General features: G+C 71.4%; 18 protein-coding genes. 8 read left to right on the top strand and 10 right to left on the bottom strand.

Going from position 1 to position 17,935, the window contains the following annotated elements:
- Window positions 1-75 precede the first annotated feature (75 nt).
- From JXZ78_RS32205 to JXZ78_RS32195, 3 genes are all read left to right on the top strand, one after another.
- A complete protein-coding gene (locus JXZ78_RS32205) occupies window positions 76-801 on the top strand; it encodes a TerB family tellurite resistance protein (protein ID WP_030021957.1) in 726 nt (241 codons plus the stop codon).
- 57 nt (window positions 802-858) lie between these two features.
- The gene (gene recO / locus JXZ78_RS32200) at window positions 859-1,605 is read left to right on the top strand and encodes a DNA repair protein RecO (protein WP_030021956.1); all 747 of its coding nucleotides are present in this window, start codon (window positions 859-861) and stop codon (window positions 1,603-1,605) included.
- A 96-nt stretch (window positions 1,606-1,701) separates the two neighbouring features.
- Window positions 1,702-2,520 carry an isoprenyl transferase gene (locus JXZ78_RS32195; RefSeq protein WP_030021955.1) on the top strand — a complete coding sequence of 273 codons (819 nt, stop codon included), beginning with the start codon at window positions 1,702-1,704 and terminating at the stop codon, window positions 2,518-2,520.
- A gap of 79 nt (window positions 2,521-2,599) precedes the next feature.
- On the opposite strand, the gene JXZ78_RS32190 is transcribed toward JXZ78_RS32195, so the two are convergent.
- From JXZ78_RS32190 to JXZ78_RS32175, 4 genes are all read right to left on the bottom strand, one after another.
- Window positions 2,600-3,028 (bottom strand): Fur family transcriptional regulator, encoded by a 429-nt coding sequence (locus tag JXZ78_RS32190; RefSeq protein WP_030021954.1) that lies wholly within the window; start codon window positions 3,026-3,028, stop codon window positions 2,600-2,602.
- Window positions 3,029-3,127: 99 nt separating this feature from the next.
- Entirely contained in the window at window positions 3,128-4,036 is a 909-nt protein-coding gene (locus tag JXZ78_RS32185) for a metal ABC transporter permease (RefSeq protein ID WP_030021953.1), read from the bottom strand.
- Between the two features lie 16 nt (window positions 4,037-4,052).
- Window positions 4,053-4,826, bottom strand: coding sequence for a metal ABC transporter ATP-binding protein (locus JXZ78_RS32180; RefSeq protein ID WP_030021952.1), 774 nt, complete (start codon window positions 4,824-4,826; stop codon window positions 4,053-4,055).
- A gap of 67 nt (window positions 4,827-4,893) precedes the next feature.
- Window positions 4,894-5,892 (bottom strand): metal ABC transporter substrate-binding protein, encoded by a 999-nt coding sequence (locus JXZ78_RS32175; protein ID WP_030021951.1) that lies wholly within the window; start codon window positions 5,890-5,892, stop codon window positions 4,894-4,896.
- 199 nt (window positions 5,893-6,091) lie between these two features.
- Here JXZ78_RS32175 and JXZ78_RS32170 point away from each other — a divergent pair, with 199 nt between their 5' ends.
- Window positions 6,092-7,474, top strand: coding sequence for a glycine--tRNA ligase (locus JXZ78_RS32170; protein ID WP_030021950.1), 1,383 nt, complete (start codon window positions 6,092-6,094; stop codon window positions 7,472-7,474).
- Window positions 7,475-7,577: 103 nt separating this feature from the next.
- On the opposite strand, the gene JXZ78_RS32165 is transcribed toward JXZ78_RS32170, so the two are convergent.
- Window positions 7,578-7,985 (bottom strand): hypothetical protein, encoded by a 408-nt coding sequence (locus JXZ78_RS32165; RefSeq protein WP_030021949.1) that lies wholly within the window; start codon window positions 7,983-7,985, stop codon window positions 7,578-7,580.
- Between the two features lie 176 nt (window positions 7,986-8,161).
- Between JXZ78_RS32165 and JXZ78_RS32160 the strand changes: the two genes are divergently transcribed.
- A complete protein-coding gene (locus JXZ78_RS32160; protein WP_030021948.1) occupies window positions 8,162-9,373 on the top strand; it encodes a sensor histidine kinase in 1,212 nt (403 codons plus the stop codon).
- A gap of 20 nt (window positions 9,374-9,393) precedes the next feature.
- A complete protein-coding gene (locus JXZ78_RS32155; protein WP_030021947.1) occupies window positions 9,394-10,026 on the top strand; it encodes a response regulator in 633 nt (210 codons plus the stop codon).
- Window positions 10,027-10,044: 18 nt separating this feature from the next.
- Here JXZ78_RS32155 and JXZ78_RS32150 read toward each other — a convergent pair whose 3' ends face one another.
- From JXZ78_RS32150 to JXZ78_RS32135, 4 genes are all read right to left on the bottom strand, one after another.
- On the bottom strand, window positions 10,045-10,665 hold the full coding sequence (locus JXZ78_RS32150; protein WP_033038632.1) for a Uma2 family endonuclease: 621 nt from the start codon (window positions 10,663-10,665) through the stop codon (window positions 10,045-10,047).
- A gap of 74 nt (window positions 10,666-10,739) precedes the next feature.
- Window positions 10,740-11,324: a TetR/AcrR family transcriptional regulator gene (locus JXZ78_RS32145; RefSeq protein WP_030021945.1), complete on the bottom strand. Its 585-nt coding sequence runs from the start codon at window positions 11,322-11,324 to the stop codon at window positions 10,740-10,742.
- A gap of 113 nt (window positions 11,325-11,437) precedes the next feature.
- Window positions 11,438-12,445 carry an aldo/keto reductase gene (locus JXZ78_RS32140; RefSeq protein WP_030021944.1) on the bottom strand — a complete coding sequence of 336 codons (1,008 nt, stop codon included), beginning with the start codon at window positions 12,443-12,445 and terminating at the stop codon, window positions 11,438-11,440.
- 224 nt (window positions 12,446-12,669) lie between these two features.
- Window positions 12,670-14,184, bottom strand: a complete 1,515-nt coding sequence (locus JXZ78_RS32135) for an MFS transporter (RefSeq protein WP_167745451.1) — start codon at window positions 14,182-14,184, stop codon at window positions 12,670-12,672.
- A gap of 53 nt (window positions 14,185-14,237) precedes the next feature.
- Between JXZ78_RS32135 and JXZ78_RS32130 the strand changes: the two genes are divergently transcribed.
- A complete protein-coding gene (locus JXZ78_RS32130) occupies window positions 14,238-15,152 on the top strand; it encodes a helix-turn-helix transcriptional regulator (RefSeq protein WP_033038618.1) in 915 nt (304 codons plus the stop codon).
- Here the strand turns inward: JXZ78_RS32130 and JXZ78_RS32125 are convergent.
- Window positions 15,125-16,615, bottom strand: a complete 1,491-nt coding sequence (locus JXZ78_RS32125; RefSeq protein ID WP_033038616.1) for an MFS transporter — start codon at window positions 16,613-16,615, stop codon at window positions 15,125-15,127. The genes JXZ78_RS32130 and JXZ78_RS32125 overlap by 28 nt on opposite strands.
- Window positions 16,616-16,798: 183 nt before the next feature.
- Here JXZ78_RS32125 and dusB point away from each other — a divergent pair, with 183 nt between their 5' ends.
- Window positions 16,799-17,926, top strand: a complete 1,128-nt coding sequence (gene dusB, locus JXZ78_RS32120; protein ID WP_030021940.1) for a tRNA dihydrouridine synthase DusB — start codon at window positions 16,799-16,801, stop codon at window positions 17,924-17,926.
- The last annotated feature ends 9 nt before the right edge of the window (window positions 17,927-17,935 follow it).

Here is a 17,935-nt window from a genome sequence, read left to right as displayed (position 1 = left end):
GACGCCGCATCACGGATGTGGCTAACATCACGTCAACGCGGCAAAGATGCCGGAGCGTTACGGAGGGTCGACGTGATGCACAAGCTGGCTGTGATGGGTGTGCGGACGTCCTGGCGCACCGTCGCCGACGGCGAGTTCTTCTGCCCCGAGTGCGGCGGGGACCGCAACTACCTCCGGCGGACCGGCCGCCGGCGTCTGACCGTCCTCGGCGTGCCGCTGCTGCCGCGCGGCACCGCGGGCCCGGTCGTCGAGTGCTCCGCCTGCCGCGGCCACTTCGCGCTGGACGCCCTGGACCACCCCACCACCACGCGCTTCTCGGCGATGCTCCGGGACGCCGTGCACACCGTCACGCTGGCCGTACTGGCCGCCGGCGGCACGGCCTCGCCCGGGGTGCGCGGCACGGCGGTGGGCACGGTGCGCGCCGCGGGCTTCGCGGACTGCACGGAGGACCAGCTGCTGACGCTGCTCGCCGCGCTCGCCGCGGACACCGGCCGGCTGCCCGGCGCGCACGACGGCGCCCTGTCGCGCGCCGCCTCCGGGAGCGTCGGCCGTCCCGGCGGCGGCCTCGACCCGTGCGGTACGGCGCTGGCCATAGAGCTGCACGAGGCGCTGGAGCCGCTGGCGCCGCACCTGGCCCCGGCGGGCCGGGAGTCGCTGCTCCTCCAGGGCGCCCGCATCGCCTTGGCCGACGGCCCGTACCTGCCGTCCGAGCGCGAGGTCCTGACCACCGTGGGCGCGGCCCTGCTGCTGTGCCCGGACGACACCGCCCGGCTGCTGGCGGCGGCCCGTACGCCGTCCTGAGGGCGGTGCGGACCGGCCGGGACCGGGGCCGCCGCCGGGTGCGCGAGAATGGACGGCATGAGTCTGTTCCGCGATGACGGCGTCGTGCTGCGCACCCAGAAGCTGGGCGAGGCGGACCGGATCATCACCTTCCTCACGCGCGGTCACGGCCGGGTACGCGCCGTGGCCCGGGGCGTACGCCGTACGAAGTCCAAGTTCGGCGCCCGGCTGGAGCCGTTCTCCCACGTCGACGTGCAGTTCTACGCCCGCGGCAGCGAGCTGGTCGGACGCGGACTGCCCATGTGCACGCAGAGCGAGACCATCGCCGCCTACGGGGGCGGCATCGTCACGGACTACGCCCGTTACACCGCCGGCACGGCCATGCTGGAGACCGCCGAGCGGTTCACCGACCACGAGGGCGAGCCGGCCGTGCAGCAGTACCTGCTGCTGGTCGGCGGACTGCGCACGCTCGCGCGCGGCGAGCACGAACCGCACCTGGTGCTGGACGCCTTCCTGCTGCGCTCGCTCGCGGTCAACGGCTACGCCCCCAGCTTCGACGGCTGCGCCAAGTGCGGCCTGCCCGGCCCGAACCGTTTCTTCTCCGTGGGGTCGGGCGGTGTGGTGTGCGGTGACTGCCGGGTGCCCGGCAGCGTCGTACCCTCCTCCGAGGCCATCGGGCTGCTGGCGGCGTTGCTGTCCGGCGACTGGGCGACGGCGGACGCGTGCGAACCCCGGCACGTCCGGGAGGGCAGCGGGCTCGTCGCGGCCTACCTGCACTGGCACCTGGAGCGCGGCCTGCGCTCGCTGCGGTACGTAGAGAAATAGATAGGCTCAGCAGTTCGGGGGCGAGCGCCCGCCCGGAGACGGCGGCGGCTCGGACCCGACCGCACCACGCACTACGGCATAGGAGATGTGGACCGGATGGCACGACGCGGATTCCTGGGGCGCGGCCGACGCGAGTACGAGACGCCCGAGCCGCACCCGTCCGGTGCGCGTCCCCCGAAGATCCCCGGCGAACTCGTCCCGAACCACGTGGCGGTCGTCATGGACGGCAACGGCCGCTGGGCCAAGGAGCGCGGCCTGCCCCGCACCGAGGGCCACAAGGTCGGCGAGGGCGTCGTCCTCGACGTGCTCAAGGGCTGCATCGAGATGGGCGTCAAGAACCTGTCGCTGTACGCCTTTTCCACGGAGAACTGGAAGCGCTCGCCCGACGAGGTCCGCTTCCTGATGAACTTCAACCGTGACGTCATCCGCCGCCGCCGGGACGAGATGGACGCGCTGGGCATCCGTATCCGCTGGGTCGGCCGGATGCCGAAGCTGTGGAAGTCCGTGGTGCAGGAGCTCCAGGTCGCCCAGGAGCAGACCAAGGACAACGACGCCATGACGCTGTATTTCTGCGTCAACTACGGCGGCCGGGCGGAGATCGCGGACGCGGCGGCGGCCATCGCGGCCGATGTGCGGGCCGGGAAGCTGGACCCGTCGAAGGTCAGCGAGAAGACCGTCGCCAAGTACCTGTACTACCCGGACATGCCGGACGTGGACCTGTTCGTCCGGCCGTCGGGCGAACAGCGCACGTCCAACTATCTGATCTGGCAGAGCGCCTACGCCGAGATGGTGTTCCAGGACATTCTCTGGCCGGATTTCGACCGGCGGAACCTGTGGGACGCCTGCCTCGAATACGCCAAGCGGGACCGCCGTTTCGGTGCCGCTCCGGAGGCGGAGTCCGCGCCGCAGCAGTGAGAGTCCGCGTACGAAAGCGGCCGGGCCCCTGGTTCAGGGACCCGGCCGCTTTTCCGTGCCGCTGCCGGCCTGCTCCGCGTCAGGCGGAGCCGGCGGCCGCCTTGGCCGCGCACTCACCGCACGTACCGAAGATCTCGATGGTGTGCCCGACGTCCTGGAAGCCGTGCTCGGCGGCGATCTGGTCCGCCCACTTCTCCACGGCCGGGCCCTCCACCTCGACGGCCTTGCCGCAGTTGCGGCACACCAGGTGATGGTGGTGGTCGTCGGTGCTGCACCGCCGGTAGACGGCTTCGCCCTCGTTGGTGCGCAGCACGTCGACCTCGCCCGCGTCGGCGAGGGACTGCAACGTCCGGTAGACGGTGGTCAGGCCGACCGAGTCCCCCCGGTGCTTGAGCATGTCGTGCAGTTCCTGCGCGCTGCGGAACTCGTCCACTTCGTCCAGTGCCGCTGCCACGGCGGCCCGCTGCCGCGTCGACCGGCCGCGCACCGGAGATCCAGCGCTCGCCACCGTTGCCTCCCTAGGTCTCGGGACGTCCCCCTGCACATCAGTCCGGCCATTGTGCCAGGTGATGACCGGAGCCCGGGTGCAACGCTTACGCGTACGTACCTATCCCTTGGCCCCTTGCACGCTGACATCGTCGCCGGGGGAGCGGCCGCCGGGCAGATCCAGAGTGCACTGTTCGGCGGCCGCGGCGGCGGCCCGCGCGCGCTTTCTGGCCAGCGGGGCGGCCAGTGCCGCCATCAGCGCGAAGACCGCGATGGCCAGCAGCACGATGCTCGCGCCGGGCGGCACGTCCACGTAGAAGGAGAAGACCGTACCGGAGAGGGTGACGACGACGCCGATGGCGACGGCCAGCGCGAGGGTCATGGCGAAGCCGCGGGTGGCCTGCTGCGCGGCGGCCACCGGCACCACCAGCAGCGCGCTGACCAGGAGCAGACCGACGGCGCGCATCGCGACCGTGACGGTGAGCGCGGCGGTGACCGCGAGCAGCAGGTTCAGCCACCGCACGGGCAGGCCCATCACCCGGGCGAACTCCTCGTCCTGGCAGACGGCGAACAGCTGCCGGCGCAGGCCGAGGGTGACGGCCATCACGAAGGCGGCCAGCAGACAGGTGACCGTGACGTCCTCGGCGGAGACGCTGGTGATCGAGCCGAAGAGGAAACTGGTGAGGTTGGCGGTGGAGCCGCCGGGTGCCAGGTTGACGATCAGCACACCGCCGGCCATGCCGCCGTAGAAGAGCATCGCCAGCGCGATGTCCCCGCGGGTACGGCCCTTGGAGCGCACCAGTTCCATGGCGATCGCGCCGAGCGCGGCGACCAGCACGGCCATCCACACGGGCGAGGTGCGCAGCAGGAAGCCCAGCGCGACGCCGGTCAGCGCGACATGGCCGATGCCGTCGCCCATGATCGCCTGGCGGCGCTGTACGAGGTAGATGCCGACGGCCGGCGCGGTGACGCCGACCAGGAGGGCGGCCAGCAGCGCGCGCTGCATGAAGGCGTAGTTCAAAAGGTCCATGTCAGGTCAGTCCGTCTCAGGTCAGCAGCCCGGTCCGGACCGGCTCGGCGGCCGGGTCCGCGTGCGGGTGGACGTGGTCGTGGCCGGGCAGGGCGTGCTGGCCGACCGCCTCGGGCGGCGGGCCGTCGTGCACCACACAGCCGTCGCGCAGCACCACCGCGCGGTCGATCAGCGGCTCCAGCGGGCCCAGCTCGTGCAGGACGAGGAGCACGGTGGCGCCCGCCGCGACCTGCCCCCGCAGCGTCTCGGCCAGCACCTCCTGGCTGGCCAGGTCGACCCCGGCCATCGGCTCGTCCATGATCAGCAGCTCGGGGGAGGCGACCAGCGCGCGGGCGATCAGCACCCGCTGGTGCTGGCCGCCGGAGAGCGCCTCGACGCAGTCCTTGGCGCGGTCCGCCATGCCCACCAGGTCCAGGGCCCGGTGGACGGCGTCCCGGTCGGCCTTCCCGGGCCACTTCAGCTTCGTACGGGAGAGCCGGCCGGAGGCGACGATCTCGCGGACGGTGGCGGGCACGCCGCCCGCCGCGGTGGTGCGCTGCGGGACGTACCCGATGCGCGCCCAGTCCCGGAACCGGCGCTGCGGGGTGCCGAACAGCTCCAGCTCGCCGCTGGTCAGCGGCACCTGGCCGACCACCGCGCGGACGGCGGTGGACTTGCCGGAGCCGTTGGCGCCGAGCAGGGCCACCACCTCGCCGCGCCGTACGGTCAGATCGACGCCGCGCAGGACGGGGCGTGCGCCGAGCGCCGCACCCGCCCCGCGCAGGGATATGACCGTGTCCTGGTCCTTCATGGCCGGGTCCTCCCGTCGTGCCGTACGTATGTGTCCCGCCGGGTACCCGGCCGCTCCGCGCGTCCGGTCACTTGGCGCCGAGCGCCTTCTGCAGCGCCGCGAGGTTGGCCTCCATGACCTGGACGTAGTCCTTGCCCTGCGACTTCTCGGTGATCCCCTCGATGGGGTCGAGCACGGCGGTCTGCACGCCGAGGTCCTTGGCGAGCGTCTTGGCCATCGCGGGGCTGGTCAGCGTCTCGAAGAAGACCGTGTTGACGTGGTGGTCCTTGGCCAGCTTCTGGAGTTCCTTCATCCGGCTGCCGCTGACGTCGCCCGACTCGGGGTCGATGCCGTTGATGGCTTCCTCGGTCAGGCCGTAGCGCTCGGCGAGGTAGCCGAAGGCGGCGTGGGTGGTGATGAAGGTGTCCGACTTCTTGTTCTTCAGCCCGTCCTCGAACTTCTTGTTCAGGTCGTCGAGCTTCTTGACCAGGTCGTCGGTGTTGCGGGCGTAGTCGGCCTGGTGGGCCGGGTCGGCGTCGGCGAGGGTCTTGCCGACTCCCTTGGCGACCTGGGCGAGCTTCACCGGGTCGAGCCAGATGTGCGGGTCGTTGCCGTCGCCCCCGTGATCGTGGCCTTCGTGCCCCTCGTGCCCGTGCTCGTCGTGGCCGGTGCCGTTGTCGCCGGTGGTGTGGTCGTGGCCGTCGACCTCCGAGCCGTGCTTCTTCAGCTCGGTCAGGGACGCCGCGTCGACGGTGTGCTGCACACCGGACTGCTGGACGGCCTTGTCGACGGCGGGCTGGACGCCCTTGAGGTAGACGATCGCGTCGGATTCGCCGAGGTCGGCGATCTGGCGCGGGCTGAGCTCCAGGTCGTGGGGCTCGGTGCCGGGCTTGGTCAGATCGGTGACCTGGACGTGGTCCTTGCCGATCTCCTTGGCGAGGAACTCCATCGGGTAGAACGACGCCGTCACGTTCAGCTTGCCGTCGGCCTTGCCCCCGCCCGAGTCGGAGCAGGCGGAGAGGGTGAGCATGCCGAGTACGGAGGCTCCGGCCAGGACGGCGGTGGGTATGTGACGTCGTACGTTCATGACACTCATTTTCAACAAAAGTGGAAACGATTGTCAACAACGGGCTCCGGGGAGGGCTGCCGGGGAACCGATTTGATCCGGGGGGCAGGGCCGCCGGTAACCTGAGTTATTCGCCCGCGCGTATCCCGACCGCCGCCCCTCGTCGAGGCGCAGGGCGCCGCCTTGTCCACCCGTTCGTCGTCGCAATGAAGAGAGCACCGTGGCCGCCGACAAGATCGACACCATCGTCAGCCTGAGCAAGCGCCGTGGCTTTGTATACCCGTGCAGTGAGATCTACGGCGGCCAGCGCGCCGCCTGGGACTACGGTCCGCTCGGCGTCGAGCTCAAGGAGAACATCAAGCGCCAGTGGTGGCGCTCCATGGTCACCTCGCGCGACGACGTGGTCGGCCTCGACTCGTCGGTGATCCTGGCCCCCGAGGTGTGGTCCGCCTCCGGTCACGTCGCGACGTTCACCGACCCGCTCACCGAGTGCACCGCCTGCCACAAGCGGTTCCGCGCGGACCACCTGGAAGAGGCGTACGAGGCCAAGCACAACCGGCTGCCCGAGAACGGCCTGGCCGACATCAACTGCCCGAACTGCGGCAACAAGGGCCAGTTCACCGAGCCCAAGCAGTTCTCCGGCCTGCTCTCCACCCACCTCGGCCCGACCCAGGACAGCGGCTCCGTCGCCTACCTGCGTCCCGAGACCGCGCAGGGCATCTTCACCAACTTCGCCCAGGTCCAGCAGACCTCCCGCAAGAAGCCGCCGTTCGGCATCGCGCAGATGGGCAAGTCCTTCCGCAACGAGATCACGCCCGGCAACTTCATCTTCCGCACCCGCGAGTTCGAGCAGATGGAGATGGAGTTCTTCGTCAAGCCGGGCGAGGACGAGCAGTGGCAGGAGTACTGGATGGAGCAGCGGTACAACTGGTACCGCGACCTCGGCCTGCGCGAGGAGAACATCCGCTGGTACGAGCACCCCGCCGAGAAGCTCTCGCACTACTCCAAGCGCACCGCCGACATCGAGTACCGCTTCCAGTTCGGCGGCTCGGAGTGGGGCGAGCTGGAGGGTGTCGCCAACCGCACCGACTACGACCTGTCCTCGCACGCCAAGGCGTCCGGCCAGGACCTGTCGTACTTCGACCAGGAGGCCGGCGAGCGCTACACCCCGTACGTCATCGAGCCGGCGGCCGGTGTCGGCCGGGCGATGCTCGCCTTCATGCTCGACGCGTACAACGAGGACGAGGCGCCGAACGCCAAGGGCAAGATGGAGAAGCGCACGGTGCTGCGCCTCGACCCGCGCCTGTCGCCGGTCAAGGTCGCCGTGCTGCCGCTGTCCCGTAACCCGCAGCTCTCGCCGAAGGCCAAGGGCCTGGCGACGGACCTGCGCAAGAACTGGAACATCGACTTCGACGACGCGGGCGCCATCGGCCGCCGCTACCGTCGCCAGGACGAGATCGGCACGCCGTTCTGCGTCACCGTCGACTTCGACACCCTGGACGACAACGCGGTCACCGTGCGCGAGCGCGACACGATGAAGCAGGAGCGGGTGTCGCTGGACCAGATCCAGGCGTACCTGGGTGCGCGTCTGCTGGGGTGCTGACGCCAGTCGGTTTTTAGCGCATCGGCCGGGCCGGGGATTCCCCGGCCCGGCCGATGCGTGTGCGCCTGGACATCGCAGCCCGGCCGGTGATTGAGGCCGTCTTTCACCGGACCGTCCGCGCGGCGAGCACCCCGCACAGCGCTGCCAGCGGCAGCTCGGCGCCGACCGCCATGGCTATGGCGCCCAGCAGCTCGCTGCCCGGCCCGGCCGTCGCCACGTCGGCGTACGCGTCGGTGACGAGCAGCACCGCTGCCGCCGCCGCGGCGGCCCGGTGACCGGACCGCCCGTTCATCAGCCGGGTACCGGCGGTCAGCAGGCATGCCGCCTCCACCGCGTCCAGCGCCACCCACGCCGCCGCCTCCGCGGGCGGCAGCGTCCCCGCGAGATAGCCCATCCACGGCAGCAGGACCAGCCCGGCGCCGGTCAGGATGCGGCCCGCCCAGATGCGGCGGGTCGCCACGAGGGTGAACGGGCGGGCCGTGCAAGGGGAGTTGAAGGCGATGAGTGCCATGGGTGCGCCTCTTCCGGGTCGGGCCGGCCCGGCTTTCGGGCTCGTGATCCACTCTCCCGGCGAGAGCGGTCGCGGTCAGTAACGCCGGTGTCCGACTCGGGGTGGCACCAGTTGCACCCCGGGAGCGGGCAGTGGCTTCATGGCTCGCCTGTCAGGCATCCGCATACCGTTTGCTCATGACCATTCCGCCGCGGCTGCGCCGTGTTCTCGTACGGCTGCGCCGCGACCTTCTCTTCATCGGCGCCGGGGCGCCGTTGCACGGCATACCGCCCCTGTTGAGCATCTGGGCATGCCTGCACGTCGGCGACATCCTCGGGCCGGCGACCGACTGGGGAACGTTGGGGCTCCCGATCCCGCTGACGCTGCTCGTCCTCTCCGCCTACGGCCTGACCGAGGCCCAGCGGTGGCGCTTCCGGTCCCTGTGCGGCGTGGACCTGCCAAGGTTGCGCCTGCGTGAGGGGAAGCGGCAGTGGGGCTACAACTGCCTGATCGGGCCGCTCTTCGGGCTCCTCGAACTCGCCGTGCTGGCGGTGCTGGTGACGGCACTGGCGGCGGCCACCAGCCTGGTGTGGATCTTCGCGGTGGACTGGCACTGGCGGGTGGAGCACCGCGGGTACGCCACCCCGCTCGGGTACGCGACCGTCGCGGGCCTGCTGGTCCTGGCCGCCGTCCCCGCCCTGGCCGGCGGCCTCGTACGGCTGGAGAACATCGTCGGACGCGCCGTCCTCTGCGTCAGCCGCTCCGAGGAACTGGAACGGCGCGTCGAGGACCTGACCGAGAGCCGGGCCGGAGCGGTCGACGCCGCCGACGCCGAACGCCGCCGTATCGAACGGGACCTGCACGACGGCGCGCAGCAGCGGCTGGTCGCGCTCGCGCTCAACCTGGGGCTGGCCAAGGCCACGCTCAAGGACCTGCCGCCCGAGGCGCGGCAGGTCATCGAGGAGGCGCACCGCGAGGCGAAGGAGTCCATCGAGGAGCTGAACAGCCTGGTACGCGGCCTGCACCCGGCGGTGCTGGACGAACTCGGCCTGGACGCCGCCCTGTCGGGGCTGGCGGTCCGGGCGCCGCTGCCGGTGCGGCTGTGGACGGAGCTGCCCGACCGGGCCGCGCCCGCCGTCGAGGCGGTCGCCTACTTCGTCGTCTCCGAGGCCCTCAACAACGTGGCCAAGCACGCGGAGGCGACCCGGGCCGAGGTGACCGTGACCCGCCTCGGCGAGATACTGCGGGTGGTCGTCGCCGACGACGGGGTGGGCGGTGCCGATCCGGCACGGGGGAGCGGTCTGAAGGGGCTCGCCCAGCGCGTGCGCTCCGTGGACGGGGCGTTCCGGATGAGCAGCCCCGTCGGGGGCCCGACCACCATGACCGTGGAGTTGCCGTGCACGACCTGACACCCGCCGTACGCCGCGCCGTGATCGCCGAGGACTCCGTCCTGCTGCGGGTCGGGCTGGTGAAGGTGCTGGAGACGGCCGGTTTCGAGGTGGCCGCCGAGGTGGGTGACGCGCAGGCGCTGCTGACGGCGGTGGCGGAGCACCGCCCCGACCTCGCGGTGGTGGACGTACGGATGCCGCCCGGCTTCACGGACGAGGGGGTGCGCGCGGCGCTGGAGATCCGGGAGCGGTGGCCGGACACCGCCGTACTGATGCTGTCGCAGTACGTGGAGGAACGGTACGCCGCCCACCTCCTCGCCTCGAACACCAGTGGTATCGGCTATCTGCTCAAGCAACGGGTCGCGGACGTCGAGGAGTTCATCGAGGCGCTGCGCCGGGTGGCCGACGGCGGGACCGCACTGGATCCGCAGGTCGTGGCGCAGCTGTTGGTACGGCGCCGCAGTGACCCGCTGGAGCGGCTGACCGAACGCGAACGGGAGGTGCTGGCCCTGATGGCGGAGGGCCGGTCGAACGCGGGCATCGCGGGAGCGCTCGTGGTGAGCGAGTCGGCGGTGGCCAAGCACATCAACAACATCCTCGCCAAGCTGGACCTGCCGAGGGCGGACGCGGATCATCGGCGGGTGCTGGCGGTGTTGCGGTTCTTGGGGGTGTGAGGGGGCGCCGTGCGTCTCCTACTTTTCCTCGTCGTCCAGGAGGGCATCGACGAAGTCGGTCGTGTCGAGCTGGCAGTCGAAGGGGGCGGGGATGTGCAGCGGATCGCCGAACTCGACGGTGTCGCGCTTGGCGTACCCGTTCTCACCCGGCTCCCAGAACACGGTGACCATCTCATCCAGCATGTCCACCAGCAGATACACCGGCACACCAGCTGTCCCGTACACCTGGAGCGTGTCTTTCCAGTCCTGGTTCCGTGTTGAGGGAGAGGTCAGTTCGACGGCCAGCGAAAGCGCCTCGCGGTCGACGAACTTCCGGCGCTTCCCCTTGAACACCTTCCTGGGGACGCCGTAGAGATCGGGCCCGTAACATCGCTCCTGCTCGGGGAAAGCGACCAGGTTGGGGAAACCTGCAACGGTGTGACCTTCTGGAGCGTGCGGCCTCAGTTGTTCCTCGATCGAGAGCATGATGGCCGAGTAGTAGGGCCTTGACCGCGGCGACATGACGATCTTTCCCCCGATGACTTCCGCCCGGTATCCATCGGGCACGTCCATGCTCAGGACGGTGCGGCACAGCTCCTGGAAGGCTGCCGAGCCGTGGGGGACGTCTATGATCTTCGGTCGTTCGAGCATCACTGTCATGATGCGCCCTTCCCGCGAAGTGATCCAGTCAACACTCAGCGTAGTGGGCACCGCTGACAATCGTCGCCGTTACGTCAACTCCGCAACCCCCGCAACACCAACCCCACCACCGCCCCCAGCGCCTCCTCGATCCCCGGCCGCGACCACTCCGCCGCGTAGCACGGGTCGTGGAAGCGGCCGGTCGCGTCGAAGACCGCGCGGGCCAGGGTCGCCGAGTCGCCCGGCGCGAAAGCGCCCTGTTCGATGCCGTCGAGGATGATCGCCGCCAGCTGGCCGGTCAGGTCGGCGACGTGCTGTTCCACGACGCCGCCGCTCTCGCCGACCAGCGTCATGTAGGTCGCGAACAGTTCGGGGTCGTCGCCCGCCTTGTGCTGCTTCGCGGTGAACAGCGTGCGCACCCAGCGGCTCAGCCGTTCCGGCGCCGGGCCGTCCTCGGCGACGATCGCCTGGAGCTGCTTGCTCGCACGGTCCAGCCAGCGCTGCGTGACCGCTTCGCGCAGCGCCGTCTTCGTGCGGAAGTGCCGGTACACGCTGCCGTGGCTGACGCCCAGCGCGCGCGCCACGTCGACGACGGTGGCCTTGGCCGGGCCATAGCGGCGCAGCACGTCCTCGGTCACTTCGAGGATGCGTTCGGGAGTCAGGGTCTCGGCTGGTGGCATGGCGGGCGTACGGGCCTTTCGGGTCGGGGGCGCCGGGCAGGGCGTCCTGGTGCGGACGCGGAGGCGTCCTTCCACGGACCGTACCCGTACGCTCCCCGACCGTGCCCCTAAGGTCAGCGCTCGCTGTCCAGAAGGGCCATCTGCTGTGCGGGGTAGCGGTCGCCGGCCGCGGCGTCCGCCGGGACGGCGCGCTCGATCGCCGCGAGGTCGTCGGCGTCCAGGGTGACGTCCAGCGCGCCCAGCGCCTCCGTCAGCCGGTCCCGGCGACGGGCGCCCACCAGCGGCACGATGTCCTCGCCCTGGGCGAGGACCCAGGCGATGGCGATCTGCGCGACCGTGACGCCCTTCTGTTCGGCGATCACGCGCAGTGCGTCGGTCAGGTCGAGGTTGCGGTGCAGGTTCTCGCCCTGGAAACGCGGGCTCGCCGCGCGGTAGTCGTCGGCGGACAGCTTGCGGTCGCGCGCGAAGTGGCCGCTGAGCAGGCCACGGGAGAGCACGCCGTACGCGGTGATGCCGATGCCCAGTTCGCGCGCGGTGGGCAGGACCTTCTCCTCGATGCCGCGGGAGATGATCGCGTACTCGATCTGGAGGTCGGAGATCGGGGCGACGGCAGCGGCCCGGCGCAGGGTGTCCGCGCCGGCTTCGGACAGCCCGATGTGCCGCACGTGACCGGCCTCGACCAGCTCGGCGATGGCGCCGACCGTCTCCTCGATCGGCACGTCGGGGTCGACGCGGGCCACCCGGTAGATGTCGATGTGGTCGGTGCCCAGGCGCTGGAGGGAGTACGCGGCGAAGTTCTTCACCGCGGCGGGCCGGCCGTCGAAGCCGATGAAGTCGCCCTCCACGGTGCGCTGCGCGCCGAACTTGACGCTGGTCAGCGCCTGTTCGCGGCGGGCCGCCGGCGCGGTGCGCAGCGCCTCGTTGATCAGCAGCTCGTTGTGGCCCATGCCGTAGAAGTCGCCGGTGTCCAGCAGGGTGACGCCGGCTTCGAGGGCCGCGTGAAGGGTGGCGACGGACTCGCCGCGGTCGCCCGGGTCGCCGTACAGGGCGGACATGCCCATGCAGCCGAGGCCGAGGGCCGAAGTCTGCGGGCCTGTGGTGCCGAGGGTGCGGGTCTCCACGGGGTGCTCCTCAGGAACGGGGGAGGGGAGGTGGGTGGCGGGCCGCCACGTGCCGCGGGGGAACACGGCACGTGGCGGCGGCCCTCCTCAACCATGGCATGTGCGATGACAGATTTCAATATCTGTCATTTCGGTGCCGGTCGGCCGGTCAGTCGTTCGGCCGGTCAGCCGGTCAGCCGGTCGGCCGGTCGGAGCCGCCCCCGCCCCGCCCCGCACCCCCGCCCCTACCGCACCACGCGCGGCAACCGGAACGTGAGCGCCACATTGAGCCCCACCGTCGCCACCTGCGCGAGGAGTGCGACGATCAGCGCGTTCTGCACGCCCAGTGACGGCAGCAGCGTGAGGAAGAGCGTGCCGAGCGTCGCGACGCCCAGGGCCAGACCGGCCTGCTGGGTGGTGACCATCGCGCCGCTGCCCACTCCCGCCTGCGCCGCGGGCAGTTCGCTGAGGACGATGCGCAGCAGGACCGGCAGGACGAGACCCTGGCCCACGCCGAGCACCGCCATGGCCGCCGCCAGGGCGGGCGCGGACACGCCGGGCCACTGCGTACGGAAGACGAGCGCCAGCGCGAGCAGCCCGGCGCCCTGGATCAGCGACCCGGCCAGCACCACCCGCCGCCCGAAGCGGGCCACCAGCCGCGGTCCGGCCAGTGACGCGAAGAAGAACGTCACGCACAGCGGGGCGAGCGCGAGCCCGGCGGCCAGCGGCCCGTACCGCAGACCGTCCTGGAGGGCGACGGCCAGCACGAACATGAACCCGCCGAAGCCGACCGAGAACGGCAGGATCACGCTCAGGCCGCTGCGTACGGAGCGCAGGCGCAGCAGGGACGGCGGGACGAGCGGGGTGCGTCCGGCCCGTTCGGCGCGCCGCTCCACGACGACGAACGCCGCGGCGGCGAACGGGAAGACGACCGGCAGCAGCCAGGACCACACCGGCCAGCCCGCCGCGCGGCCCTCGGTCAGCGGCAGCAGCAGGCTGACCATCGCGACGGCCAGCAGCACGGTGCCGGGCACGTCGACCCGGCTGGGGTGCGGCGAGCGGGTCTCGGGTACGGTGCGCAGCGCGAGCAGCAGCGCCACCGCGGCGATCGGCACGTTGACCAGGAACACCGCGCGCCAGCCGGTCCCGGCGAGGTCGGCGGCGACCAGCAGCCCGCCGAGCACCTGCCCGACGGCGCTGGCGACGCCGGCCGTACCGCCGTACAGGCTGACCGCCTTGGCCCGGCGCGCCCCGCTCGTCGTCGCCTGGATGGTGGCCAGCACCTGCGGCAGCAGCAGCGCGGCCGCCGCGCCCTGGGCGACGCGCGCCGCCACCAGCGTCCAGGCGTCCGGCGCCAGGCCGCAGGCGAGCGAGGTGAGCCCGAAGGCCGCCAGCCCCCACAGGTAGAGCCGGCGCCGGCCGACCATGTCGCCGAGCCGTCCGCCGACGACGAGCAGGACCGCGTACGCGACGCCGTAGCCCGCGACGACCATCTCCAGCAGGGCCGGGCCCGCGCGCAGGTCGCGGTCGATGGTCGGCAGCGCGACGTTGACGATGAAGAAGTCGATCATCGGCAGGGCGGCGCCGAGGAGCACGGTGACCAGGCCGAGGGTGGTCAGTGCGGGGTGGGTGGAACGAGTGGTGCTGATGGGGGCGGGCTCGGGAGCCCGCGTCGGGACGGTTCGTACGTCGCGTACGTCGGTATCGCTCACGAGGACGACGATCGTCCGCCGCCCAGGGGGGTACCAGAGTCTCTTCATCCTGGTACCGGTGCTACCTGGCAACCCGCTGAGCACTCCGGCATCCTGGGATCATGACCGCCACCATGCCGGAGACATCGCCGGAGACATCGCCGGAGAGAACGCCGGAGAGAACAGGGCCCGCGCGGACCGACGGCGACGTCAGGCGCGGCGAGCTGGCCGCCTTCCTGCGCAGCCGCCGCGAGCGGATCACCCCGGAGCAGGTCGGTCTGCCGCGCGGCCTCCGCCGCCGTACACCGGGCCTGCGCCGTGAGGAGGTCGCCCACCTCTCCGCCGTCGGTGTCACCTGGTACACGTGGCTGGAGCAGGCGCGCGACATCAAGGTCTCGCCCCAGGTGCTGGACGCCGTGGCCCGCGCGCTCCAGATGGACCGGGCCGAGCGCGGCCACCTCTTCGCGCTGGCCGGTGTGACCGATCCGGTGCGGGGCAGCGAGTGCACGGGCGTGTCACCGGCGATGCGGCAGATGCTCGACCGGCTCGCGCCGTTCCCCGCCGCCGTCCAGAACAGCCGGTTCGACCTCCTCGCCTACAACAGCACCTACGGGCGGCTGCTGTGCGACGTGGACGCGCTGCCCGAAGAGGACCGCAACTGCCTGTGGCTGGCGTTCACCCACGCGGAATGGCGGGCGAGCCTGGTGGACCTGGACAAGACGCTGCGCGTGATGGCCGCCAAGTTCCGCGCCTCGATGGCGGGCCATGTCGCCGAGCCGCCCTGGAAGGCGCTGGTGGCGCGGCTGGAGGCGGCCTCGCCGGAGTTCCGCGAGATCTGGGCGCGCCAGGAGGTCGTACGGCCGGTGAGCCAGTCAAAGCTCTTCCGCCAGCGGGACGTCGGCCTGCTGCGGCTGTCCTCCACCAACCTGTACACCGGTCCCGGCCCAGGGCCCAAGATGATCACCTACACGCCCGACGACGAGGCGACGCGCGAGAAGCTGGAACAGCTTCAGGCCCTGATCCGCGCGGAAGGCTGACCGCCAGGTCCCTGCGGCGGGGCCTGGTCCCCCGTGGACTCCAGGCGTTCCGCGGCACGGCGCGCCGTGCCCTGTGCCCAGCGGCCGGTGGTCAGCGCGCCCAGCAGCAGCACGGCCGCGCCGCACCCGGCGATGATCCACCAGGCGGGACGGCTCGCCTCGACGAACCGGCTGCCGGTGGCGGCGACACGGGTGCCGCCGGCCAGTACGGCGCCGATCACCGCGACCCCCAGCGAGCTGCCCACCTGCCGGCTGGTGGAGGCGATGGCCGCGGCCACACCGGCCTGGGTACGGGGCATGCCGGACACCGCCGTATTGGTGATGGGCGCGTTGACCAGCCCGAAGCCGATGCCGAAGAGCACGTACCCGGTGAAGAGCAGCGGTGTGCTCGCCTCCGCCTCGAAGCCCGCGAACAGCACCCCGCTGGCCGCCATCGCCAGCCCGGCCAGCAGCAGCGGCAGCCGCGGCCCCACCGAGCCGACCAGCCGCCCGGACAGCGGCGCGAAGACCAGCGTCATACCCGCCATCGGCAGCATGTAGAGGCCCGCGTCCAGGGCGGACAGGCCCCGCACGTCCTGGAGGTAGAGCGTGTTGACGAAGAGGAAGCCGCTGAGCGCGGCGAACGCGCAGACCGCCACGACCGTGGCGCCGCTGAACGGCGCGCTGCGGAAGAACCGCAGGTCGATCAGTGGTTCGGTGCGGCGCCGCTCGTACAGCAGCAGTCCGGCGAGCGCGGCGACGGCCGCCGCGGCGAAGCCGAGGATCAGCGGCGAGGCCCAGCCGGCGGCCGGGGCCTCGATGATCGCGTACGTGAGCGCGCCGAGCAGCACGATCACCAGCAGCTGGCCGACGGGGTCGATGCGCCGCGGCCTGGGCGCGCGCGACTCCGGCACGTAGCGCAGGGTCAGGAACAGGGCGAGCGCCCCGATGGGGACGTTGATCCAGAAGATCGCGCGCCAGTCGACGGTCTGCACCAGCAGCCCGCCGACGATCGGCCCGGCCGCCATGCTGATGCCGACCACGCCGCCCCACACACCGATCGCGCGGGCCCGCTCCTTCGGCTCGGTGAAGGTGTTGGTGATGATCGACATGGCGACGGGGTTGAGCATCGAGCCGCCGACGGCCTGCACCATGCGGAACGCGACCAGGCACTCCAGGTTCGGCGCCAGGCTGCACAGCAGCGAGCCGAGCGAGAAGACCACCAGGCCCGCCTGGAAGACCCGGCGCCGGCCGAGCCGGTCGGCGGTGGAGCCGGCCAGCATCAGCAGCGAGGCGAGGACCAGGGTGTAGGCGTCGATCGTCCACTGCATCCCGGAGACCGAGGTGTCCAGATCCTTCTGCATGGACGGCAGGGCGACGTTCAGGACGGTGTTGTCGAGGCTGACGATCAGCAGGCTCATGCAGCAGATCGCCAGGACGAGCAGGCGCCGCCGGTGACTCGGCTCGGGACTCGGCTCGGGCATAGGTGAACGGTACAACGAACGGGTGCGGGCGACTCCGGAGCGGCCGCCGGGCGAGGGCGCGGCGGGCCGCCGCGGGCGCCTGTGACCAGGGGACCTACGGCACTGGCGGAGCAGCCGCGGGAGTGCGCGACAATGGGAGGTCGCTCAGTCCGCCCGTCGACCGCCGAAGGAAACCCGCTCCTCATGACTCAGCTGCAGATCGGCCCGCACGCGGTGCAGCCGCCCGTGGTCCTCGCGCCGATGGCCGGGATCACCAACGCCCCCTTCCGGACGCTGTGCCGGGAGTTCTCGGGCGGCAAGGGCCTGTTCGTCAGCGAAATGATCACGACGCGGGCGCTGGTCGAGCGCAACGAGAAGACCATGCAGCTGATCCACTTCGACGAGACGGAGAAGCCGCGCTCCATCCAGCTGTACGGCGTCGACCCGGACACCGTCGGCAAGGCCGTCCGCATGATCGCCGAGGAGGACCTGGCCGATCACATTGACCTGAACTTCGGCTGCCCGGTACCGAAGGTGACCCGCAAGGGCGGCGGCTCGGCCCTCCCGTACAAGCGGCACCTGCTGCGCTCCATCCTGCGCGAGGCGGTGGGCAACGCGGGTGACCTGCCGGTCACCATGAAGATGCGCAAGGGCATCGACGACGACCACATCACCTTCCTCGACGCCGGCCGGATCGCGGTCCAGGAGGGCGTCACGGCCATCGCGCTGCACGGCCGGACCGCGGCCCAGCACTACGGCGGTACGGCCGACTGGGAGGCCATCGCGCGCCTGAAGGAGGCCGTGCCGGAGATCCCGGTGCTGGGCAACGGGGACATCTGGTCGGCGGACGACGCGCTGCGGATGGTGCGCGAGACCGGCTGCGACGGGGTGGTCGTGGGGCGCGGCTGCCTCGGGCGGCCGTGGCTCTTCGGCGACCTGGTGGCGGCCTTCGAGGGCACTGGTACGTACGCGAAGCCGACCCTCAAGGAGGTCGCGGCCGTGATGCTGCGGCACGCCACGCTGCTGGGGGAGTGGATCGGGGACGAGGCGCGCGGTGTCATCGACTTCCGCAAGCACGTCGCCTGGTACACCAAGGGCTTCTCGATCGGCTCGGAGTCCCGTAAGAAGCTGGCAATCGCCTCGTCGCTGGACGAAATGGACGCTCTGCTGAGCGAGCTGGATCTCGACCAGCCCTGGCCCGTGGGCGCCGACGGACCCCGTGGCCGCACATCTGGCCGGAACCGGGTGGTCCTGCCGGACGGCTGGCTGGACGACCCGTACGACCGTACGGGCGTCACGGCCGACGCGGAACTGGACACTTCGGGCGGCTGAGGAGTAAAC

The sequence above is a fragment of the Streptomyces monomycini genome (assembly GCF_022271435.1).
GTDB lineage: Bacteria > Actinomycetota > Actinomycetes > Streptomycetales > Streptomycetaceae > Streptomyces > Streptomyces monomycini.
This window is presented reverse-complemented; position numbering and strand designations above follow the sequence as displayed.